This window comes from Shigella sp. FC1967, from assembly GCF_001743005.1.
Classification (GTDB): Bacteria; Pseudomonadota; Gammaproteobacteria; order Enterobacterales; family Enterobacteriaceae; genus Proteus.
The window spans coordinates 1-23,961 of sequence record NZ_MIIZ01000565.1; the positions used below are offsets into that span (position 1 = coordinate 1).

Consider the following 23,961-nt stretch of genomic DNA (forward strand, 5'->3'; position numbering starts at 1 on the left):
CAACAATATAGAATTCAATAAGTTGAATAATTTCACTGTGATCACCCTTGCAGTTTCTTAATCAAATATTTGCATTTATTTAACATAGTATTCACACTCTTATTATCTGGTCATACCAGTCTATACATTTAGGGAGAATACAAATGCTCTATCAAAGCGAAAATATTCAAGCCGATTGGGTGAAACAAGGTATTGTTGAACTCATTTTTAACGCCAAAGGTTCTATTAATAAATTAGATACCAAAACGGTTGCAATGCTAAGTGAAGCTTTAACCGTATTAGAAGCAACACCAGACCTAAAAGGTGTTATCTTGCGTTCCGAAAAACCAGCTTTTATTGTCGGTGCTGATATTACCGAGTTTTTATCCCTTTTTGATGCCCCTGAAGAAGAATTAACTCAGTGGCTACATTTCTCTAATCAGATTTTTAGCCGACTTGAAGATTTGCCTGTTCCTACCGTTTCGGCTATCAATGGCTATGCGCTAGGCGGTGGTTGTGAGTGCGTACTTGCTACCGATTTTCGTATTGCTTCTCCTGATTTACGTATCGGTTTACCAGAAACAAAACTTGGGATCATGCCAGGCTTTGGCGGTTCAGTGCGTCTTCCTCGTTTGATAGGTGTTGATAACGCATTAGAAATTATTACTGCGGGCAAAGATGTTAATGCTCAAACAGCTCTTCAAAATGGATTAATCCAAGCAATTGTTCCTCTAGAAAATTTAAAAGAGAGTGCTATTTCATTAATCGAACAAGCAATTGAAGGTAAAATTGATTGGAAAGCGGCACGTCGTCCCAAATTAGCACCATTAAGACTGACAGAGCTTGAGCATAAAATGTCTTTCAATGTGGCTAAAGGTATGGTGATGAAAGTAGCAGGTCCTCACTATCCAGCACCTATCACTGCCGTAAAAACGATTGAAAAATCAGCCTTCCTAAATAGAGATGAAGCACTGGCTCTCGAAACTGAAAATTTTGTTAAACTGACACGCACTGATGTTGCAAAAGCCTTAGTCGGTATTTTCCTTAATGATCAGTACGTCAAAAATATCACAAAAAAACGTCATGCCGAATTGCCTAAACAGGCGGCTGTATTGGGTGCAGGGATCATGGGAGGTGGCATATCCTACCAGTCTGCCTTAAAAGGTATTCCTGTTGTCATGAAGGATATTAACCAGAAAGCCCTTGAGCTGGGTATGAATGAAGCGTTAAGCCTACTGCAAAAAACGCCAAGAAAAAAGGCCGAATGAGTGCCGTAGATATGGCGAAAACACTCGCCTCTATTCAACCAACCTTGAATTACGCTTCTGTCAGTGGGACGGATGTTGTTGTCGAAGCGGTTGTTGAAAATCCAAAAGTCAAAGCAACTGTACTAGCAGAAACAGAATCACAATTAACAGATAACGCAATCCTTGCTTCCAATACATCAACCATCCCTATTTCATTACTTGCGAAATCCTTAAAACGTCCTGAAAATTTCTGTGGGATGCACTTCTTTAATCCTGTTCATCGAATGCCGTTAGTTGAAATCATTAAAGGCGAAAAAACGAGTGAAGAAACGATTAATCGTATAGTCAGTTACGCCAGCAAAATGGGAAAAACACCGATTATTGTTAATGATTGTCCCGGCTTCTTTGTAAACCGCGTTCTCTTTCCTTATTTTGCAGGATTTTCTCTATTACTAAGAGATGGAGCTGATTTTATTACTGTTGATAAAGTGATGGAAAAGGTATTTGGCTGGCCGATGGGACCTGCGTACCTACTTGATGTTGTTGGTATTGATACGGCAAATCACGCTCAAGCCGTAATGGCTCAAGGTTTTCCTGACAGAATGGGGGCGATTGAGCGAGATGCTATTGCGCTTTTATATGAACAACAGCGATATGGTCAGAAAAATAATCATGGTTTCTATAATTACTCTGTTGATAAACGGGGTAAAAAACAGAAGTCTGTGGATGATCAAATTCAAATGCTTATTCAACAGAATGCAGGTAAAACACAAGAGTTTAGCCAAGACGCAATTATTGCTCGCATGATGATCCCAATGATCAATGAAGTTATTCGTTGTTTAGATGAAGGTATTATTGCTTCACCTGCTGAAGCCGATATTGCGTTAGTTTATGGTTTAGGATTCCCTCCTTTCCGCGGTGGTGTATTCCGTTACCTTGATACCATCGGATTAGCGCAATTTGTGGCAGATGCGCAACAATACGCATCATTAGGACCTCTTTATCAAATTCCTGAAAGCTTAAAACAGAAAGCACAACGCAACGAAACCTATTATCCAAAGCCCGCAAAAGTAGATGTTAACATCAGAGAACTCGCTTAAGGAGATATGAAATGGAAAAGGTGGTCATAATTGATGGTATTCGTACTCCGATGGGACGCTCAAAAGGTGGTGCATTTCGCCATGTCAGAGCGGAAAATCTCTCTGCACAATTGATGCAAGCACTACTCACACGTAATCCGAATATTAATCCCAATGATATTGGTGATGTCATTTGGGGTTGTGTGCAACAAACTTTAGAGCAAGGTTTTAATATTGCTCGTAATGCGGCTTTATTGGCTGAACTTCCACACAAGGTTCCAGCCGTGACTGTTAATCGGCTATGTGGTTCATCAATGCAAGCATTACACGATGGTGCACGCCAAATTATGCTAGGTGATAGCCAAGTAGCATTAATCGGTGGTGTTGAACATATGGGTCACGTACCGATGACTTATAATGCAGATTTTAATCCATCACTTAATCTTTCTGTTGCTAAAGCCTCATTTTCAATGGGATTAACAGCAGAAATGCTCGCAAAATCATTCCAAATTTCACGTGAAGAGCAAGATAAATTTGCTTATCGCTCACATCATTTAGCCGCAATTGCGACACAACAAGGCTATTTTGATAATGAGATAGTGGCTATTAATGGTCATGATGCAATAGGTAATTTTATCAATGTCAAAAATGATGAAGTTATTCGTTATAACCCTAGCCTTGAAGAGTTAGCACAGCTTAAACCGGTGTTTGATCCTGCGACAGGCTCCGTAACGGCAGGCAATTCATCTGCAGTTTCTGATGGTGCATCCGCCATGTTTATCACCAGCGAACGTTACGCTAAAGAGCACAATTTAACGCCTCGCGCCGTTATTCGGGCGATGTCTGTGACCGGATGTGATCCCGCTATTATGGGTTATGGTCCTGTTCCCGCAACAGAAATTGCGTTGAAAAAAGCAGGATTAACATTAGGTGATATTGATGTTTTTGAGCTAAATGAAGCTTTTGCTGCGCAGTCATTAGCCTGCATGAAAAAAATGAATTTACTCGATAGTATTGATGACAAAATCAACCTTAATGGGGGTGCTATTGCACTTGGGCATCCATTAGGTTGTTCTGGTGCCAGAATAACCACTACGCTATTGAATATTATGGAGCGTAAAGATGCACAATTTGGCTTAGCCACAATGTGTATTGGATTAGGGCAAGGTATTGCAACGATTATAGAACGTGTTTAATACGTATTCTATGTATCCACGTTCTATTATTAGAAAAGCATTCTTTTCGATTGCATGGTTAGAAACCATTTTCCCGCCGTCAGGGGCGGGTTTTTTTTATGGTTTAAAAAGAAATAATTAGCAAATAGCAGAGTACTCTCGTTTTATCAGATAAATTCAAAAGCATCGCTAAATAGGCGTGTTTTATCTGCATTGCGTTCATTACAAAAACGATCTCTAGCGATTTTAGCCATCTCAAAACGTCCTGCGATGTAAATATCATATTCTGATAAATCACCAAAATCTTCGCTTATTGCCGTTAATACCGTCCCTTTTCGGCCTCGCCAAGTCTCATCGGGTTGCTCGACCACAGGAACAACCGTTAAAGATGGATGTAATTCTGACAATTCTTGTAATTCATTAAGATCATAGAGGTGAACGCGCTCTCTTCCCCCCCAATAAATCGTAATTGGTCGCTGTGGATTTTCAGCTAATGCGGCCAATAAAATTGAGTGGGTATAAGAAAATCCTGTACCGCCAGCAATTAATAATAGAGGACGTTGACTCTCTTTTTTAAACCACGCATTCCCATGAGGAATATCAATGGTAAGCTGCTGTTTTTCTAAGATCACATCAAGCACTGCCATCGCATAAAGATTGAGTTCAGACGCACCAATATGAAGTTCAATAAAGTCTTTGTTTTCAGGTATAGATGCAATAGAAAAAGGACGCTTATCACGTTCATCCATAACGGCTAAAAGATATTGCCCAGCCTGAAAATCAAATTCGCCATCAGGTAATAATCTCACCCGATAAACCGTATCTGTCATCGGCTCAACAAGTGAGACTTTACAATTCAGTATTGCCATGTTGTTCCTCTGTTATTATTTAAGAATATCGAGCTGTTCCCAAATAGTATCGACTCGTTGCTTAACGTCATCAGACATCACAATAGGTCTACCCCATTCTCTATCTGTCTCACCTGGCCATTTGTTAGTCGCATCAAGACCCATTTTTGATCCTAATCCTGAAACAGGTGAAGCGAAGTCGAGATAATCAATAGGCGTATTTTCCATCATAATGGTATCTCTCGCAGGATCCATTCTGGTCGTGATTGCCCAAATGACATCTTTCCAATCTCTTGCATTGACATCATCATCGCAAACAATCACAAATTTGGTGTACATAAATTGCCGTAGATAAGACCAAACCCCCATCATGACGCGTTTTGCATGACCCGCATACTGTTTCTTCATTGTCACAACAGCTAAACGGTAAGAACACCCTTCAGGAGGTAGATAAAAATCAACAATTTCAGGAAACTGTTTTTGTAATATCGGGACAAGGACTTCATTCAACGCAACACCTAATACTGCGGGCTCATCAGGTGGGCGACCTGTATATGTTGAATGATAAATGGCATCTTTACGGCGCGTTAAATGCGTAATGGTAAACACAGGGAAAGCGTCAATCTCATTATAATATCCTGTGTGATCACCATATGGCCCTTCTGGGGCTAATTCGCCGGGTTCAATGTAACCTTCAAGGATAATCTCAGCGCTTGCAGGCACTTCAAGATCATTTGAAAGACATTTTACAACTTCTGATTTATTACCTCGTAATAAGCCAGCGAATGCATATTCAGATAAGGTATCTGGTACAGGTGTTACAGCGCCTAAGATAGTGGCTGGATCGGCTCCTAATGCTACGGAAACAGGGAATCGTTCACCGGGATGTTTTTGGCACCACTCTTGAAAATCTAACGCTCCACCACGATGCGATAACCAGCGCATAATCACTTTGTTTTTACCTAGCACTTGCTGGCGGTAAATACCCAGATTTTGGCGCTCTTTCAATGGGCCTCGGGTCACTGTTAACCCCCAAGTAATCAGCGGTGCTGCATCTTCAGGCCAACAATGCATAACAGGGATCTTCGTTAAATCAACATCATCACCTGTTAAAACCACCTCCTGACAAGGGGCTTTACTCAAGCGTTTTGTTGGCATATTTAACACTTGCTTAAACTTAGGTAACTTATCAAAAAGATCACGAAAGCCTTTCGGAGGGTCAGGCTCTTTTAGAAAAGCTAATAACTTTCCAACTTCGTGTAAAGCTTTAACATCATCTTGCCCCATTCCCATCGCCACACGTTCTGGTGTACCAAATAAGTTACAAAGCACGGGCATATCATACCCTTTAGGGTTTTCAAACAACAGCGCTGGCCCACCGGCACGTAAAGTTCGGTCCGCTATTTCGGTCATTTCAAGGTAGGGATCTATTTCATAGGTGATACGTTTTAATTCACCTTTTTCTTCTAATAATGAAAGAAAATCTCTTAAATCGCGGTATTTCATCATAATCTTACGAGCCAGTGAGTGAAAGAAAAGAGGGCTAATGCCCTCTTTGAGACGCTATAAGCTAAACGCATAACTCACTAAAATGCAATGCTTTTTATTTAGTTGCGTTCACTATACTTATAAACAGCGGAATGGAACCCACTCTGAAAGCAATTTAGTATCAAACTGTTCAGGGAATGTTTTTCCATGTTGGAAGATTTTAAAACCTTCATTTTTAGCACTGTAATAATGTAATTCTTCACCTTGAATATATAAGTAGCTCCCTTCACGGATAGCTACAACAATCTCTTCAGGGTTAATTGCACAAAACTCTGCAATACGTTCATCGCGAGTTTCACCCATATGACCACTGATAGAAGCATCAATGTAATGTGGGTTGATTTGAACAGGAAATAGGCCTAATGAAGGCATAATAACCGAGGAACGTACTGGCATATCATTAGTGGTACGAATTGTTGGTGTTGCGACGTTACAACCAGCACTCCAACCAATATATGGAATATTACGCTCACGTACTGCGCGTTGAATTGGAACAACTAATCCTTTCTCGTGTAGCATTTGGTTTAATAACCAAGTATTACCACCGCTGACTAAAATACATTCTGCATTATTGATTGCATCAACTTCTGAATCAAAATGTTCAATACAAGTCACTTCAATACCTAATACGTCTGATAAATCACGAGCACGTTGATCATGATCGGAGCGAATAACAGCATAAGCAATTAATACAGCAGAACGAATACCGCGCTTTTTAATCATGCTATCGATATTATCTTTTGCATAGCTTAACCAACGTGGATCCCCGGCAATTTTTCCGTTACTTAATAAAAAAACTTCCATTACAGAACCTCTTTATAATTATGAGCAAAATTCTAAGATAATTATCTTGAGAGCTTTTTCTTGTTTTTACCATTACTTTTTTTGTCAACTTGTTACCTCTATCCGAGATCCAATTAAAAGTAACAAAAACAAGCTCTTTTATTGCGTATAAGCACAGCTTTTCTGTTCTTTTTTCAGTATAAAACTACGTTACTCTATTTTTTTATTTAATCCCTGATAGATAGCTGTTACCTTAATGATAAATTTGCTATCATCGCTTAAATTAAATTTAACTAACCTATTGTCTCTATTATGAAAAATTGGTACTTGCTGTATTGCAAACGAGGTCAAATTTCTCGAGCTATCGAACACTTAGAACGTCAGCAAGTGGGCTGTTTTACACCAATGGTTACCCTAGAAAAAGTATTAAGAGGAAAGCGCACTACCGTAACAGAACCGCTTTTTCCTAATTACCTTTTTATCGAATTTGATCCTGAAGTGATCCATACCACGACCATTAACTCAACGCGTGGAGTAAACTCGTTTGTACGGTTTGGGCAATATCCTGTCACTGTTCCTCAAGATGTGATTGATACACTACAAATACCTCAGCTTTCTTCTCTCACTTATAGTGAAGAGAATGTACCTCATAGTGGTGATAGCGTGTTAATTACAGAAGGTATTTTCCAAGGAATACAAGCCATCTATCAAGAGCCAGATGGCGATGCTCGCTCAATTTTGCTTTTAAATATCTTAAACAGCGAAGTGAAAAAAATCGGTAAGTAATAGAGAATTTAAAAAAGAGCCACGTTAGAAAAAGTTAACCCAGCTATCGCTGGGTTAATATCATATTATTTCAGGAGTGTGTCCCTAAAATTATTTTTGCTGTTCTGCTTCTGTTTCTGCATCCTCAGCTTCTTCATCCTCTGTTCTTCTTCCCTTACCTACATAGAAGCGCGATACCATGACACCGATTTCAAACAGTAAGTACATAGGTATTGCTAATAAGGTTTGAGAAAAAACATCTGGTGGTGTCAATACCATACCAACGACAAAGGCACCCACAAGAATATAAGGACGTTTTTTCTTTAACGCATCAGGTGTTGTTACACCACTCCAGCACAGTAAAATAATCGCAATTGGTACTTCAAAAGCGGCACCAAACGCCATAAATAGCGTCATGACGAAACTTAAATATTTACTGATATCTGGAATGAAATTAACCCCTTCAGGGGTTGTATTAACAAAGAAACCAAACGCGAGAGGAAACACAACAAAATAAGCAAACGCCATACCGAGATAGAATAATACTGTACTTGAAACAAGTAATGGCAGCATTAAGCGGCGTTCGTGTTTATACAATGCTGGTGCGATGAAAGCCCATACCTGATAAAGAATGACAGGTACAGAAGCAAAAACGGATACCATGATTGTCAATTTAATCGGAGTCAAAAATGTAGAGGCAACATCCGTCGCACTCATATTTGACCCTTGTGGCAACTTTTCAAGTAATGGAGCCGAGACTAATTGATAGATATCGTTAGAAAAATAAACCAGCGCTAAAAAAACCACAAGAACTGACACCAAGCTATACATCAAACGCTTGCGTAATTCTATTAAATGGCTGATCAGCGGTTGGGTATCATTTACTGCCATGTTTTAATGCTCACCATTGACCTGATCAGTTGTTTTTTTCTCTATTGTTACTGGCTGAGTAACAGGAACTTCTGTCTTTGTAACACTGTCTGCCACAGGTTTATGGCGATTAGCATCATCATTAACTTCATCAGCTTCAGCAAGTGCGGCTAAATCAGAGGGTGAAGGTTCCGTAGAGTCGGTTTTTACAGACTGCTCTTTCGTGGAGTCTGGCGTTGTAGGTGCTTGATAAGTTTGTTTTAAAGACTGTGCAGCCTCTTTTAACTCATCCATAGACGCTTTCAGCTCTGGCGATAATGTTTGCAAATTCGCTTTCTCTTCAACTTTTTTCAAGCTCTCTTGAAGTTCTTGAAGTTTTAGTTCTTGAGTCAGTTCATTTTGTACATTCGCAGCCAAAGAGCGTAGCGCCCTTACCCAGCCAGCAATTGTTTTTACTGCTACGGGCAAACGTTCTGGCCCCAGAAAAACAAGACCAATCACCATGACCAGTAGCAGCTGACTAAAACCAATGTCAAACACGGTTTACACCTGCTCTTTGTTTTTGCTCTCAGTTGTAGACTTCTCTTCTGTTGAAGTCTTCTGCGCTAAATTTTTAGTATCAAAATCTGCGTCGTTATTTGTTTTTTCAGCGTTGTTGGTGTCTTTATCTGCGGCTTCATCACCAATCGCTTTTTTAAAGCCTTTTACTGATGCACCTAAATCTGAGCCCAATGAGCGCAGTTTATTTGTACCAAATAATAAGACAACGATGACAGCGATGATGAGTAATTGCCAAATGCTAATACCGCCCATTTTATGTTCCTCAACTATTTTCGGGGTTATACTTAATAACAGTGCCCATTATATACAACGAATTCAATTTTCGGGAATCTCGAATTCATCTTTTAACTTGCTCAAAGACAAACTTTGATGTGTTTTTATTGTGCATTACCAGATCTAAACCAACCCAAAATCCATGCAAGAAGACCTAAACTGATAAAAACACTAAATAATGTTTTAAAACCAGAAACAAAAAACAGGCTACCGCATAAAAACAGTGTTGTACCTATACCCAATAAAAATAGAGACTGTCTCTGTTTGACTCTTTGTGAACCTATTTGTTCCGTCAATTTATCTAGCGTTAACTTCATATTTTTATGTTGCTTCAGACTATCATAAACCAACTCTGGTATCTCTGGCATTTTTTCAATCCAGTAAGGCGCTTTGCTCTTTATGCCATTCACTAATGCCGTAATACCAATTTGACTATGCAACCAATCTTCTAAGAAAGGTTTTGCCGTTTTCCATAAATCCAATTGTGGATATAACTGGCGTCCAAGCCCTTCAACATAAAGCAATGTTTTTTGAAGTAAAACTAACTGTGGTTGTACTTCCATATTGAAGCGACGCGCTGTATTGAAAAGATTAAGTAGCACATGCCCAAATGAGATCTCAGAAAGTGGTTTTTCAAAAATCGGTTCACATACAGTGCGGATTGCAAATTCAAAATCTTCCACATTGGTATCGGCTGGCACCCAGCCTGAATCAACATGTAATTCTGCAACTTTTCGATAATCACGGTTAAAGAAAGCTAAGAAGTTTTCAGCCAAATAGCGTTTATCTTCTTTATTTAATGAGCCAACGATACCGCAATCAATACCGATATAATAGGGATTCTCAGGGTGATCATAGCTAATAAACACATTACCAGGATGCATATCAGCATGGAAAAAGCTGTCTCTAAATACCTGAGTGAAAAAAACTTTTACGCCACGCTCAGCAAGAAGCTTCATATTCGTCTTTTGTGCATTCAACGCTTCAATATCAGAAACCGGGATACCATAAATACGCTCCATGACCATCACGTTTTCATGACAATAATCTGAATACACTTCTGGAATATACAACATAGAGCTATTTTCAAAATTACGGCGTAGTTGAATCGCATTTGCAGCTTCACGCAGTAAATTTAGCTCATCAAGTAATGTTTTTTCGTATTCGCGGATCACCTCTTTGGGTCGTAAACGGCGGCCATCAGGTAAAAACGGTAATAGATTTGCCAAACGATACATCAAACGGATATCCGCTTTGATCACCGGTTGAATATCGGGGCGAATAACCTTGAGTACTACTTCTTTGCCGTTTTCTTTTAATTTTGCAGTGTGAACCTGTGCAATAGAAGCGGAAGCGAGAGGCGTTTCATCAAAGTCATCAAACCATTGATCGATAGGGCCACCGAATGAAGTTTCAATATATTGTCGTGCTTTCTTACCATCAAAAGGAGCAACTTTATCTTGCAATAAAGCGAGCTGATCAGCGATTTGAGGAGGGAAAAGATCACGTCGAGTTGATAACATTTGGCCTAATTTAATCCAAACAGGACCTAATGTTTGCAATGCGAGTCGTAAGCGTTCACCTAATGGTTTTTCTGGATGTTTATTTTTGATCCAAAACAGTGCTCGGCATCCTAATCTTGCAGGTAAAGTAATCCGATGTTTAGGAATTAACTCATCAAGCCCATAAGATAAAAATACCTGAATAATATGATAGAGGCGCTTTAACTCACTAAGGAGCATTATTTTTTCTCCAATGTGCCTAACCGTTTTTCTAGTTCGGCGGTTTGCTGTGCAAGTTCTTCTATTTCATCATAAAAATGGACTGTTTCTAATGCACTAGGCGCAGTTTTCCACTCTTCAATTAATGTGTCACGTAAATACTCTTTTTGGTGACTTAAAAGGGAAGAAAACAACTGAACACCCTTTCCTGCAACAACAGTCAAGCTTTGCGCCGCTATATCACCAATATAAGGTGCTAAATATTGTGCGGGATCCCATTGCGCCATATCTAATAATGCAGACCAATTTTGAATAACCTGCATATCACCATCAATTATGATATCACCACGATTGATGAGTTCTGACATTTTTTGACGGTCACGAAGCTTAATCAGCGTTAATAGTTTTGTTTTTATCAAACAATCAGTTTCATCATCCCACTGGCTTAATACATCAACTTGTTGCTCGCTAAAGACTAAGTAGATGGAACGAGGAAACTCATTGATAGAAAGCGCCAACACTTTGCCCGCAAGGCGATTGCGGGCAGGTTTAAGCACATTTTCCTGATATAAAACGTGATTAAGTGCTGTCTCCATTGATGCTGTTAGCAACGGATACAGAACTTGAGAAGCAATATCATGAGAAAAAGTGGCTTTTTCCATCTCAGAATTTAAATCCTTTGTGTAATGCAACTATACCTCCAGTCATATTGGTATAGGTAACTTGATCAAATCCAGCTTCTTCCATCATACCTTTTAATGTTTCTTGGTCTGGATGCATACGAATTGACTCCGTTAAATAACGGTAACTATCAGCATCATTCACAATCACTTGACCAATTCTCGGTAGAATATGGAAAGAGTAAGCATCATAAATCTTGCTTAAAGGCTCAAGAACAGGTTTAGAGAATTCCAGCACCAGCAGACGTCCACCTGGCTTTAATACACGAAACATTGAACGTAGCGCTTTTGCTTTATCGGTCACATTGCGTAAGCCAAAAGAGATAGTGATACAATCAAAATGGTTATCAGGGAAAGGTAACTCTTCAGCATTCGCCTGTACATAGTTAACATTACCCACAATACCGTGATCGCGTAGCTTTTCACGCCCCATTTTTAACATTGAGTCATTGATATCCGCTAAAACAACTTCCCCATTTTCGCCCACGAGACGAGAGAATTTAGCGGTTAAATCACCTGTTCCCCCCGCAAGATCAAGAACACGTTGGTTACGTCTTACACCGCTTGCTTCAATGGTATAACGTTTCCAAATACGATGAACACCGAAAGACATTAAGTCATTCATTAAATCATACTTAGACGCGACAGAGTGAAAAACCCTTGCAACCATGGTTTGTTTATCATCTTTGTCAACGGTTTGGAAACCAAAATCTGTTGTTTCCTTAGTTTGTTGAGTCATATTATTTGCCCGCTAATTAATCAAAATTTAGTAAATTCAGTACTGGTCGTTTTTAGAGGTTTGTATCTCTTTATTTTATCAAATCAATCAGATGCTGATTTTTCGATGAGATCATTATCAATCGTTTTTTTTATCTCAACCCCTAAGGATTTAAAGCTTTCCGCTTGACTGATAAGGTTTCCACGACCTTCAGAGAGTTTTTTCATCGCTAATAGATAGCCAGACTGCGCTTTTTGAATACTATGTCCAAGTCCTTGCATATCATCAACGAAAAGTCTTAATTTGTCATACATTTTAGCCGCTCTGTCTGCAATTTCTTGCGCATTTTGGCTTTGATATTCATAACGCCACAATGCGGCTATTGTACGCAAAGCAACAAGTAAAGTAGATGGCCCAACTAACATAATATTGTTTTTTAATGCTTCTTCTAGCAAGTCTGGAGAATGCCCAATTGCAACAAGATAAGCGGGCTCAATAGGTATAAACATTAAAACATAGTCTAATGACGTTACACCTGGTAGTTTATGATAATCTTTTACACTCAATCCTTTAATATGCGTTTTAATTGAGTTCACATGCGCATAAAGCGCTTGTTTACGTTCATTATCATTATCACTACTAAAATACTTTTCATATGCCACCAGCGACATTTTAGCGTCGATAATAACATCTCTACCATGAGGTAGATGCACAATCACATCAGGCTGATAACGACTACCATTTTCATGACGAATACTTACCTGTGTTTCAAACTCATGGCCTTCACGTAATCCTGAAGACTCTAATATACGCGCAAGTACCGTTTCGCCCCAGTTACCTTGAACTTTATTATCCCCTTTTAGGGCATTGGTTAAATTAACGGCTTCTTGTGCCATTTTTACATTCAATTGTTGGAGCTGACGAATTTCATGAACCAAGGTATGTCGCTCTCTGGCTTCTTGCCCAAAACCATCTTGAACTTGTCGCCGAAAGCTTTCGAGTTGTTCACGAAATGGTGAAAGTAAATGTGTTAATCCTTGGCGATTTAATTCTTCGGCTTTACGCCCACTCTGTTCGAAAATACGATTAGCTAAATTCTCAAACTGTGTTGCAAGTCGTTGCTCACTATTAATTAATAATCGCTGTTTTTCTTCTGCAGATAACCGACTTTCTTCCCAACGTGTTGTCACTTCTCTTAATTCAGCTTCCTGAGAAGTTATAATTTCTCTTTGAGAACGTAGTTCTTGCTCAAGCTGTTCTATATGTTGTTGTAGAGAGGGAATAATCGCCGCTTTTTCTTGTGCAATAGCAAGCTGTGTATGATTTTCACGTAGCATCGCTTCTTTATCAGATAAACGTTGTTGGATAGACCACCAAACCAGCGCGCCACCAACAAGTACGCCACCTAATAAACCAATGATCCCATATAACAACTGAATATCCACTAAAGTGACCTTTTTACTTTCCAGCGGGCTACGTTAAAACGCATAGGCAATATTGTCTAGTAACAATTTACATCATGACTTGATTTGCGATAAAGGACGCAGTTATCCCATCCATTTCGCAAGCCATTGCAAACCAAAAGCACCGGGCGCCAAAATACCAAATGCCCAAATCATGGCTGATGTTAAATTAGCAATTTGAAAATAACGTTGTGGCATCGCACAAATACCGGCCACTAACGGGACAATTGCACGGAAAGGACCAAAAAATCGTCCAATAAACACGCCCCAAATTCCCCAACGATTAAAGAATTGATGACCTCTAACTAATGTTTGTGGCGAACGTGAAATTGGCCACAAATTTTTCACACCCTCTTTATAGTGAAACCCTATCCAGTACGAGATCCAATCACCAAAGAAAGCGCCTAACGCAGCAGCAAGCCAAATCGGCCAGAAAAACAGACCACTCTCACCAATTAAGGCACCTAATCCCAATAAAATAACCGTGGCTGGGATCAGCAAAGAGATAAACGCGAGTGATTCACCAAAAGCAAGAAAGAACACGATCGGAATAGCCCAGATTTCGTGCTCTTTTACAAAGAGAGTGATGGTATGAATAATGTCTTGTACTGTCAAAATAGAGACCTTAAATTCGGTTAACCTAAGTAAAATAAAAGACTTTGATTAACCGAATATAAATCACTTTATTATTCAAGAAAATAATTTTGTAAGGCATCTCGGCTAGAAGCATCTAAACCGATATCTTTTTCTAGCCACGTATCCACATTACCGTAATGCTGATTAATACTCGCCAATGCTGTTTGCAGAAACTCTTCTTGTACTGAATAAACATAGGCAAATTTATCAACAATGGTATCACTCATTGTTTTGGCATGTTCTTCTAAAAGATAAGCGCGATAAGGGGCTAATGTTTCATTGGTAAGCAGATAATCTTCCATCACCATATCTAAAGATGCACCAAGCGCAAATAGCACTAAAGCAGAACCAACACCTGTTCTGTCTTTACCTACCGCACAGTGTTGCACAATCCCCCCTTTATCTGGTTGCTTTAATAACATAGCTAATTGTTTATAGGCAGGATTATTAATAGGTAATAATCTATATAACTGAAACATAAAGGCTTTTGCATCAAATTGCTCAAGTATTTCAGGTGTCAGTTTTTCAAGGTTTGCAGAAACTTCTTTAGATAGTGGGTTTGCAGGGGCATGATAATATTGCGCACCGTCCCAGACACGGTCTGGTTTATCAACGATTTCGCCAGTATCACGATAATCAATGATTTGAAAAAGATTTTTATCAATGAGCAGAGATTGGTCTGTATTGGTTAATCGATCAAGTGAACCAGAGCGAAAGAGCATTCCAGGTTTAATAATACCACCGTTACTCAATTTTTTACCGCCTAAATCACGAAAGTTAATTCCGCCGACTAAAGGCAACACAGAAGGATGTGCTTGTAAGATATCAGTCATAATGCCTCTTCTCATTGTTGTATTGTTAAGACTTCAAAGACCTTAACAGAAATCAGCGACTGTTAACACATTGACTTGATGAATTACCATACAAAAAAGCCCTTAATACCAAGGTATTAAAGGCTTTTATATTTGATTAAAAAAAACTTATTTCATTAAAATACGCGCGGCTTCAATAACGATACCTAACGCATTATTTTCAGTTTTCTTCAGTAATTCTGCATCTGGGATCTCTTGCTGAGTACGGTTTACGATAACACCTGCAACCATACCCGCACGTAAACCTTGGCTTGCACACATTGTCAATAATGTGGCTGACTCCATTTCATAGTTCATTACGCCCATTTCTTGCCACTCTTTCATCGAGCCTTTGAAACGGCGAACAACGCGACCAGTATAGGTGTCGTAACGTTCTTGCCCTGGGTAGAATGTATCGGAAGATGCAGTAACCCCTACGTGTACAGTTGAGCCATTGTCTTTAGCGGCTTTGTACAGTGCGTTCATACATTCAAAATCAGAAACCGCAGGGAATTCCATTGGTGCGAAATGTAAACTTGCGCCATCTAAACGAACCGCAGCAGTCGTCACAAGAATATCACCTACATTGATATGCTCTTGAATTGCACCCGTTGTACCAATACGCAAGAAAGTGCGAATACCTAACTGTGCTAATTCTTCAACCGCGATAGAGGTAGATGGGCCACCAATACCTGTTGAGCAAACAATGACAGCTTTGCCATCAATTTCACCACGCCATGACGTGTATTCACGTAAAGAAGCCAGATGAACTGGGTTATCCATTAATTTTGCAATTTTTTCAACACGCTTAGGATCACCTGGAACAATTGCTAAAGTGGCACCCTGTAGGTCATTTTTGGTTAAACCTAAGTGAAATACATCAGACATATCGGACTCCTCAATGGGACAAAACCAATGATCATTAAATTAAAAGTTACTGTATCAGTTTTCCAGACCTTTTTAGTGATCATAATCACTCACAAGGCACCAAAAAAAGTAACAATTTCATAAAAATGTGACAGTTATCACAAACAGGAATATCGAATAGCTACACTGTGGCAACATTCTCGGTATCGTGACTGGAGTAATAAAATCCTTCTTTCTCTTCTTACTTAGTCGGATAAATATCACTTGAGTATAGATGAAAATAATGACTTCACGTACACTACTCGCCTTTAAAATTAACATCTCAGTATAACGTAATACTACGTTAATAGTTATCGGAGCAAGCATGAGCTTATTTAACCAAATCGCAAGCCTGTTGGGTGGTGAGAAAATTAATCAATTCAAAACAGTACTCGAATGGGTAGAAACCCAAGGGGGAATTGAAGGCTTGGTTAAACAGTTTAACAGTGCGGGATTAAGCGATTTGATCCAATCTTGGATTGGCACAGGCAGTAATTTACCCATTAATGCAGAGCAGATCGTACAGGTTTTTTCATCCCCAGTGATTAATGAATTGGCTGCAAAGATAAATATGAATACCGCCGAAGCCTCTGATATGGCAGCACATTATTTGCCAAAATTGGTTGATAAACTCACCCCTGAAGGTGTTATTCCCAAAGAGTTAGATTTAATGAGTGCCGGTATGGATATGCTTAAAGCAAAAATCTTTGGTGGCTAATCAATAGATTGATCGATGGCTAGGGCTCTATTGTATCTTATTCAATCAAGCGCAATAGCCATCTTTATCGCTATAATCAATGACCTAATCACCGCATTAAAGCGTAATTAGAGAATACCTTCCTCAATCAATGCCTCATGAAAACGTTGTTTTTCTTCTTCTGTTGCTTGAATTCGCGCTAAAGGAACATCTAATACATAAGGAATACTTTGTTGGGGCTCATACACCGCCAAAACATAAGTTTTACCTTCCATTTCTAATGTAATTGGTGGCGTTTTCTTATTACCTGAATAAGTAATTGAAGTCTCTTTTCCGGCAACATTCGTTTTATAGGTAGCAATAAATTGTTTATTACTGACAACAACTTTAGCGGGAATTGCCGTTAATTTTAAAGGCTTGGTTCCTACCGAAAGCAATGCTTTTTTAACTTTATTGCTGATCATTTGACGATAAATAAAAAAGAACACACAAAAAGCAAATAATGCAGTAAAAACGAAATGCACTAATCAGGCGTAACCAAATATTATCAATTGCCACATCAACGGTCATTTTAGTCAGATCGTTTCCATCCGCGACGGGTTCAACCAATATATCTTTATTGCCAAAATCAAGAAAAGTAAAATTACGTGAAACCTCGTTACCCTCATACCGTAAGTCAACACTACAATTAGTTAAAATAAAGAGTTTTGAACGACAAGAGCCATCAACATCGGCATTAATAAACACTGGATTTTTACTAATTTGATAATCATAAACAACATTAGGAATTTGATAAGCACTAAATACTGTCATCCCTAACATGACAATCACTAAAAATAATGTACGGAATAAACCACCATCCCCTTTTAATGGAGATAATGTTAAGGCTCGAGTAGGAAATGCATTTAATATTTTTTCTGACAGGTGAATACCATTTTGCACAATATCTATATCCATAAAATTAAGTTTTGTGCAGTATAACAATATTAAAAAATATCAATAATAAGATTATCTCTTATTTTTATTTACCTATTAATAATCATTTTTGATTAATAAGAAAAAAAATAGCCTATTATATTGATAACATCAAAATAACAGGCTACTAAAATATATTATTTAAATATTATTATACGTTTTGACGTAAATATTTAGCTGCTTCAACCATATTCGCTAATGCAGCACGTGTTTCAGTCCAACCTCGTGTTTTTAATCCACAATCTGGATTCACCCATAAACGCGCCGCAGGAATTCGAGATTGTGCTTTTCTTAATAAACCGACGATCCATTCCACATTGGGTACATTAGGTGAGTGAATATCATAAACACCAGGTCCAATTTCATTAGGATAATCAAAGTGTTCGAAAGCCTCTAAAAGCTCCATATCTGAACGCGAAGTTTCAATAGTAATAACATCTGCATCCAATGCTGCAATAGAATCCATAATGTCATTAAACTCGCAATAACACATATGCGTGTGGATTTGTGTTTCATCATCGGCAATAGCAGCACTTAATTTAAAGGCATCGACTGCCCAATCAAGGTAAGCCTGCCATTCATTACGACGCAGTGGTAATCCTTCACGTAATGCGGGTTCGTCAATTTGAATAATACCAATACCTGCTTTTTGTAAATCATCCACTTCATCACGCAGTGCTAACGCAATCTGTTTTGCAATCGTCTCACGCGTGACATCTTCACGAGGGAACGACCAACATAAAATTGTCACAGGTCCTGTTAACATACCTTTGACTGGCTTATCTGTTAACGACTGCGCGTAAGTTGCCCAATCCACGGTAATAGGGGCTGGGCGACTAATGTCACCGATAATTACTGGTGGTTTTACACAACGTGAGCCATAACTTTGTACCCAGCCATTTTGTGTAAACACATACCCATCAAAATGCTCACCAAAATACTCCACCATGTCATTACGTTCTGCTTCGCCATGGACTAATACATCAAGACCTAGGTTTTCTTGCTCCAATATTGCTTGCTTAATATGTTCACTGATATTTGTGCGATAGGCAGCGGTATCGATACGCCCTTTCTTAAAATCTAAACGGACAGTACGAATTTCTGTTGTTTGTGGGAATGAGCCGATCGTAGTCGTTGGCCATAATGGCAGATTAAACCGAGTACGTTGTACTTCTGCGCGTTGAGTATAAGGTGAATTTCTTTCACAGTCTTGCGCTTCAATTGCCTGTAAACGAGCTTCAACTGCGGCATTATGTACACGAGTAGAGTGCTGACGTTGACGAATTGGCGCACTGTACTGTGTTAATTGTTCATCATACTCACCGTCTTGGGCATTCAATGCCTTAGCTAACAAAGCCACTTCTTCACATTTTTGCACTGCAAAAGCAAACCAGCTTTTGACTTCCTCATCAAGTTTCGTCTCTGCATTTAAATCAATTGGGCTATGCAGTAATGAACAGGAAGTTCCGATCCACAAAGGACGTTTATCTTTTAACGTGAGCACTTGCTGATAACGTGCACTTAAATCTGCTTTCCAAACATTTCGACCATTAATGGCACCTAATGACAGCACCCAATCTTTGGGTAATGTTTGGTGTAAGTGCTGCAAATCATCTTGACCAGCAGAAATATCAACATGAAGCCCGTTAACAGGTAAGCATTTAATAATATCGAGATGATGAGAAATCCCATCAAAATAGGTCGTCAGCAGTAATTTAACTTGTCCCGTTAATGCTTGATAAGCTGTTTGATACGCATTTTGCCATTCAACAGGTAAATCCAGAACCAATGCAGGCTCATCGATTTGCACCCATTCAATACCTCTTTCTTTTAATGCTGCAATAACTTGTTGATAGATAGGTAAAATATCTTTTAGAAGCGTTAATCTATCAAACTCAGGACCTTTTACTTTACCTAGCCACAAGTAAGTTACTGGACCCAGTAAAACCGGTTTTATTTTATGACCTAGCGCTAATGCTTCATCAACTTCTTCTAGTAGCGCTTTCCATGCAAAGGTAAATGACTGTCCTTGTTGAAATTCAGGCACGATATAGTGATAGTTCGTATTAAACCATTTCGTCATTTCAGATGCGGCGACTGATTTACCTGACGGCGCTCTACCACGCGCAACTCTGAATAGAGTATCAAGATCAAGTGAACCCTCTTCATTACGGTGACGAGGCGGTACGTTACCTAACAGTAAGCTTGTTCCTAACACTTGGTCATACCAAGCAAAATCACCGACGGGTAATAATTCAACACCCGCATCTGCTTGTTGTTGCCAATGGCGAGCACGAAGTGTTTTACCCACAGCCACTAATTCTTCCTGTGAAATCTTACCTGCCCAATAGTTTTCTTGCGCCTTTTTTAGCTCTCTATCTAAGCCAATACGAGGGAAACCGAGTGTGTGATTGCGAATTGTCATCATTAAAATCCTATTTTTAGCCGTCTAGATGTTTACACATCCATAATCTACAGGTAGTGTATAAATCACAAGCGCAAATTTTTCATCAACAACGTGAAGGTTTCTCATGATAGAAATAAAACATTTAAAAACGATCTTAGCTTTGAAGCACACAGGCTCGCTTGCTAACGCCGCAAATCAATTACATCAGACGCAATCTGCTCTTTCACATCAATTTAGTGAATTAGAACATCGCCTTGGTTATCGAATTTTTGTGCGTAAAAGTCAGCCCCTGCGCTTTACTTCACAAGGAGAAATCCTTGTAAAATTAGCAGAGGAAGTATTGCCTATCGTTCGTAGAGCCATTGAAGCGTGTAATGAGCCGGGTAATTCAAATTTAAATATCGCTATTGAGTGCCATAGTTGTATTCAATGGTTAACCCCTGCCTTACAGCTATATCGTCAAACATGGCCTGAAGTGACTGTTGATTTTCATTCGGGTGTTACGTTCGATCCACAACCTGCATTATTACAACGTGAATTAGATGTCGTACTCACCTCAGATATCTTAGATGACGCGCGTTTGCACTACACCCCGTTATTTGACTATGAAGTGAAATTAGTTTTATCGCCAGAGCATCCTCTTGCCAATCGCTTACATATTCAGCCACAGGATTTAATTGCAGAAACCTTATTTATTTATCCCGTACAAAGAGAGCGCTTTGATGTATGGCGTCATTTCTTACAACCTGCGGGGATCACTCCTCATTTTAAACATGTCGATAACACATTGTTGCTAATTCAAATGGTTGCTGCTGGTATGGGGATTGCTGCATTACCTCATTGGGCGGTTGAGAATTTTGAAAAACAAGGATTAGTTGTGACAAAAACATTAGGTGAGGGATTATGGAGCCGGTTATATGCAGCTAACCGCAGTGGAGAGCAACATCAACCAGCAATTCGAGAGTTTATTCGTTTATCAGGCCAACATGCTGTTAACAATCTTCCTTTTGTAAAGCAGGTCGGCGTATCCAGCGTCGGTGGATCCAAAGTGATGCAACAATCAGGCTTGCGCCTATGATGAAACTTGGCCAATTTGGATGTTGCTGCCAAATAGAAAAATTCACTAATAACCCCGCTGGAACCATCATGTTATTCATAATCGCTAAGGTTCCAGCATCAACTTGTGTGGCACCATAGTTCCACATGAAATACCCTATTCCAGAAGCGCCAATTCCTAACCAGAATAAAACACCCCATTGTAGCGATGTCGTTGGTATTTTCTGCCAATCGGCAAAACACAATGCGCCAATCAGCGAAACGGCAACAGCACCAAGATAAAACCAAGAGAATGCATGATGTTGTGGGATAGGATGCACTTCCATTAATCGTTTATAACCCACCTGCCCCATAGCAAAGAACATATTAGCCAATTGTACTAATAATAATCCATACCAAAAATCATCACTTAAATGGTCATAACGAATAATCGCAGCCCCTAACACGGCTAATAATGAACTAAAGGCATAACCCCAACGTAACCTTTGACGTTCTAATAAATCATAAATTAACGTGACGTAAAGTGGTGTTAATACCGTAAATAATAAAAACTCTGCGACGGTTAAATAGTTATAAGCATGGAAGACAAACAGATACATAATACCGAGTTGGCAAGCCCCCACCAGCATATAAAGCACAATGACCCTAAAGCGAATGCCTTTCCAACGTAAAAAGGGTAAAAAAACCAACGCGGCCAAAGAAACGCGGATCAAAACAGAAAGCCAGCTATCAACCTGACCCGCGAGATACTCGCCAATCAGGCTAAAAGAGGCTGCCCATAACAGTGTTGTAATAACGAGCAGCCACATAATTAACTATCTTTCTCTACTAATAACGCTTCCATTAAATCCAATTCATGTAGCAATAATTGGAGCGTTTCATTACTGATTTTTCGCGTCGCTCTTAGATGGTAAAGTTCACCACGCTCAGCGCGTAGTGCTGTTAAACGAAAACGCCTTTCGAGATCTTCTTCTAACGCGTTATGGATCATTTCATCTTGATCTGCGGTACGGCGTCTTAAATACCCCGTGACACGCGAAGCAACTTCATTAATTTCTTCCGCATCTAACTGCTCTTCAGTACTTGCAGCTAAGCGCTCTTCCATTTTATTCAGACTCACAATTGCCACTTCTGCCATCACTTTACGTGCATAGCGAACTTCATTTTTATCGGCTTCTTTGTCAGTTGCCTTCACACCTTTTAATAGGAAAGGAAGTGAAATAATCCCCACTAAAATCGACAATAAAATAACACCAGCTGCAATAAAGATAATTTGATAACGCCCTGGGAAAGTACTGCCATCAGTTAAAAAGAGTGGAATAGAAAGCGCACCGGCAAGCGTGATAGCACCACGAACACCAGCGAATGACGATAACCACAATTCACGCGTTGTATAATTAGCGAAATCAAGAGGATGCTTTTTCATAAAGATCCGACTCATTTTCTTCATTAGCCATAACCACGTAAATCGCAAGAGCAACAGTGCAAAGTAGATAACGAAAACTGCCGCAAACAACATCCAGACTTCAACTTCAGGGTCGAGATCGGCTTGAATAACAGAGCTTGTCCAAATAATAGGAAGTTGCAAGCCAAGCATAATAAAGACAAGACCATTAAAGACAAACTCAAGCATTGACCACACGCTATCAGCACGTAAACGCATCGCAAGAGGTGCATTTCTGATAACACCTGATTTACTGATAGTCATACCCGCAGCAACCGCCGCTAAAAATGCCTGAAAAGCCAATATGTTCTGCAATAAGATAAGAAGCAAAAGGCAGCAGCAACATAAAGACGATTTGTGTCGCTGGATCGTCTCCGCTCCAACGACTCATCAACCGTAAAGATTTACTGTAAACTAAGGTGACACCGATACCTGCCAGTAATCCTCCAACAGCGACTTTGAAGAATTCAAGGGTTGCACCACCAACAGTAAACACCATCGTTCCCATTGCCACAGCAACCGCAAATTTCAAGGCAACTAGACCCGATGCATCATTCATTAAGGCTTCACCCTCTAAGATACCCATTATTCGCTTAGGTATTCGCCCTTTACCAACAATAGATGAGAGCGCAACCGCATCTGTTGGCGAAAGTACGGCTGCCAATGCGAATGCTGAAATAAGAGGGATACTTGGCATCATCCAATAAATTAGATAACCGATGCCAACAACTGTCACCATAACTAAAACAAGCACAAGAATAAAAATCTCACGCCCATTTTGGATAAATTCTCGTGTCGGTGTTTTCCAACCATCAACAAAAAGTAAAGGCGGGATCAATAGAACGAGGAACAATTCAGGATCAAAAGTGACATGTAAACCAAACTGAGGCCATGCCAATAAAGCCCCTATCACGATCTGTATTAATGGTAACGGAACACGAAAGGGAATTAACTTTGTGATAACTCCCGAAACTGAAACCACCAGTATTAAAATTAAAATAGTAAAGAAAATTTCCATGTTACCCTTACATGCCTATTTTTATCCTGAAAACCTGCCATCTTTCCCTTATAAAAGGAAAATCTACCCAATGATAAAAGAAATTTATTATGTTAAATTCGCGCATCATACCTTTCTTTATCTATGCATCTATGCTTATTTTAAACAGATCCCACACAGACTCTGTGAGAATATTTAAAAATTAAGATTAATCGTATCTAACATCGCACATTGTACGCAATTTATTACTCTTTATTTATTAACGGCTTAATTATAGAAAGC

At 39.3% G+C, this 23,961-nt stretch carries 18 protein-coding genes and 4 pseudogenes; 5 read left to right on the plus strand and 17 right to left on the minus strand.

The window, feature by feature from the left end; genetic code table 11:
* Nucleotides 1–143: 143 nt before the first annotated feature.
* Nucleotides 144–2,326: pseudogene (gene fadB / locus BHE89_RS05135) on the plus strand (fatty acid oxidation complex subunit alpha FadB).
* Between the two features lie 11 nt (nucleotides 2,327–2,337).
* The gene (fadA, locus tag BHE89_RS05140) at nucleotides 2,338–3,501 is read left to right on the plus strand and encodes an acetyl-CoA C-acyltransferase FadA (RefSeq protein WP_069368046.1); all 1,164 of its coding nucleotides are present in this window, start codon (nucleotides 2,338–2,340) and stop codon (nucleotides 3,499–3,501) included.
* Between the two features lie 146 nt (nucleotides 3,502–3,647).
* Here the strand turns inward: fadA and fre are convergent, their stop codons facing one another.
* The 3 genes from fre to pepE form a co-directional block, all read right to left on the minus strand.
* Nucleotides 3,648–4,349, minus strand: a complete 702-nt coding sequence (gene fre / locus BHE89_RS05145) for an NAD(P)H-flavin reductase (protein ID WP_069368047.1) — start codon at nucleotides 4,347–4,349, stop codon at nucleotides 3,648–3,650.
* Nucleotides 4,350–4,364: 15 nt separating this feature from the next.
* Nucleotides 4,365–5,834, minus strand: a complete 1,470-nt coding sequence (gene ubiD, locus BHE89_RS05150; protein ID WP_069368048.1) for a 4-hydroxy-3-polyprenylbenzoate decarboxylase — start codon at nucleotides 5,832–5,834, stop codon at nucleotides 4,365–4,367.
* A gap of 120 nt (nucleotides 5,835–5,954) precedes the next feature.
* Nucleotides 5,955–6,680 carry a dipeptidase PepE gene (gene pepE / locus BHE89_RS05155; RefSeq protein WP_069368049.1) on the minus strand — a complete coding sequence of 242 codons (726 nt, stop codon included), beginning with the start codon at nucleotides 6,678–6,680 and terminating at the stop codon, nucleotides 5,955–5,957.
* A 291-nt stretch (nucleotides 6,681–6,971) separates the two neighbouring features.
* Here pepE and rfaH point away from each other — a divergent pair.
* A pseudogene (gene rfaH / locus BHE89_RS05160) lies at nucleotides 6,972–7,473 on the plus strand (transcription/translation regulatory transformer protein RfaH).
* Nucleotides 7,474–7,535: 62 nt separating this feature from the next.
* Here the strand turns inward: rfaH and tatC are convergent.
* The 10 genes from tatC to udp all read right to left on the minus strand — a co-directional run bounded on the left by tatC (nucleotide 7,536) and on the right by udp (nucleotide 16,085).
* Nucleotides 7,536–8,315 carry a Sec-independent protein translocase subunit TatC gene (tatC, locus tag BHE89_RS05165; RefSeq protein WP_069368051.1) on the minus strand — a complete coding sequence of 260 codons (780 nt, stop codon included), beginning with the start codon at nucleotides 8,313–8,315 and terminating at the stop codon, nucleotides 7,536–7,538.
* A gap of 3 nt (nucleotides 8,316–8,318) precedes the next feature.
* A complete protein-coding gene (tatB, locus tag BHE89_RS05170; protein WP_069368052.1) occupies nucleotides 8,319–8,834 on the minus strand; it encodes a Sec-independent protein translocase protein TatB in 516 nt (171 codons plus the stop codon).
* Nucleotides 8,835–8,837: 3 nt separating this feature from the next.
* The gene (gene tatA / locus BHE89_RS05175; protein WP_069368053.1) at nucleotides 8,838–9,107 is read right to left on the minus strand and encodes a twin-arginine translocase TatA/TatE family subunit; all 270 of its coding nucleotides are present in this window, start codon (nucleotides 9,105–9,107) and stop codon (nucleotides 8,838–8,840) included.
* A 125-nt stretch (nucleotides 9,108–9,232) separates the two neighbouring features.
* The gene (gene ubiB, locus BHE89_RS05180) at nucleotides 9,233–10,870 is read right to left on the minus strand and encodes a ubiquinone biosynthesis regulatory protein kinase UbiB (RefSeq protein ID WP_069368054.1); all 1,638 of its coding nucleotides are present in this window, start codon (nucleotides 10,868–10,870) and stop codon (nucleotides 9,233–9,235) included.
* A complete protein-coding gene (locus BHE89_RS05185; protein WP_069368055.1) occupies nucleotides 10,870–11,511 on the minus strand; it encodes a ubiquinone biosynthesis accessory factor UbiJ in 642 nt (213 codons plus the stop codon). Before BHE89_RS05185 ends, ubiB begins: the two co-directional genes overlap by 1 nt.
* Before the next feature lies 1 nt (nucleotide 11,512).
* Nucleotides 11,513–12,268 carry a bifunctional demethylmenaquinone methyltransferase/2-methoxy-6-polyprenyl-1,4-benzoquinol methylase UbiE gene (ubiE, locus tag BHE89_RS05190; protein WP_069368056.1) on the minus strand — a complete coding sequence of 252 codons (756 nt, stop codon included), beginning with the start codon at nucleotides 12,266–12,268 and terminating at the stop codon, nucleotides 11,513–11,515.
* Between the two features lie 83 nt (nucleotides 12,269–12,351).
* Complete coding sequence (rmuC, locus tag BHE89_RS05195; RefSeq protein WP_069368057.1) at nucleotides 12,352–13,692, minus strand: DNA recombination protein RmuC; 1,341 nt, start codon at nucleotides 13,690–13,692, stop codon at nucleotides 12,352–12,354.
* 102 nt (nucleotides 13,693–13,794) lie between these two features.
* Entirely contained in the window at nucleotides 13,795–14,325 is a 531-nt protein-coding gene (locus tag BHE89_RS05200) for a DedA family protein (protein ID WP_069368058.1), read from the minus strand.
* A 71-nt stretch (nucleotides 14,326–14,396) separates the two neighbouring features.
* The gene (locus BHE89_RS05205; protein WP_069368059.1) at nucleotides 14,397–15,179 is read right to left on the minus strand and encodes a tyrosine-protein phosphatase; all 783 of its coding nucleotides are present in this window, start codon (nucleotides 15,177–15,179) and stop codon (nucleotides 14,397–14,399) included.
* Between the two features lie 147 nt (nucleotides 15,180–15,326).
* Nucleotides 15,327–16,085, minus strand: a complete 759-nt coding sequence (udp, locus tag BHE89_RS05210; RefSeq protein ID WP_023583501.1) for a uridine phosphorylase — start codon at nucleotides 16,083–16,085, stop codon at nucleotides 15,327–15,329.
* A 343-nt stretch (nucleotides 16,086–16,428) separates the two neighbouring features.
* Between udp and BHE89_RS05215 the strand changes: the two genes are divergently transcribed.
* Nucleotides 16,429–16,821, plus strand: coding sequence for a YidB family protein (locus BHE89_RS05215; RefSeq protein ID WP_069368060.1), 393 nt, complete (start codon nucleotides 16,429–16,431; stop codon nucleotides 16,819–16,821).
* A 107-nt stretch (nucleotides 16,822–16,928) separates the two neighbouring features.
* On the opposite strand, the pseudogene BHE89_RS26925 reads toward BHE89_RS05215, so the two are convergent.
* Nucleotides 16,929–17,757: pseudogene (locus tag BHE89_RS26925) on the minus strand (hypothetical protein).
* 169 nt (nucleotides 17,758–17,926) lie between these two features.
* Nucleotides 17,927–20,200, minus strand: a complete 2,274-nt coding sequence (metE, locus tag BHE89_RS05225; RefSeq protein ID WP_069368061.1) for a 5-methyltetrahydropteroyltriglutamate--homocysteine S-methyltransferase — start codon at nucleotides 20,198–20,200, stop codon at nucleotides 17,927–17,929.
* 106 nt (nucleotides 20,201–20,306) lie between these two features.
* Between metE and metR the strand changes: the two genes are divergently transcribed.
* Nucleotides 20,307–21,260, plus strand: a complete 954-nt coding sequence (gene metR, locus BHE89_RS05230) for an HTH-type transcriptional regulator MetR (protein ID WP_069368062.1) — start codon at nucleotides 20,307–20,309, stop codon at nucleotides 21,258–21,260.
* Here metR and BHE89_RS05235 read toward each other — a convergent pair.
* Entirely contained in the window at nucleotides 21,175–22,047 is an 873-nt protein-coding gene (locus tag BHE89_RS05235) for a carboxylate/amino acid/amine transporter (protein WP_069368063.1), read from the minus strand. The two genes, metR and BHE89_RS05235, sit on opposite strands and share 86 nt — an antisense overlap.
* A gap of 2 nt (nucleotides 22,048–22,049) precedes the next feature.
* Nucleotides 22,050–23,700, minus strand: a pseudogene (locus BHE89_RS05240) (Na+/H+ antiporter).
* Between the last annotated feature and the right edge of the window lie 261 nt (nucleotides 23,701–23,961).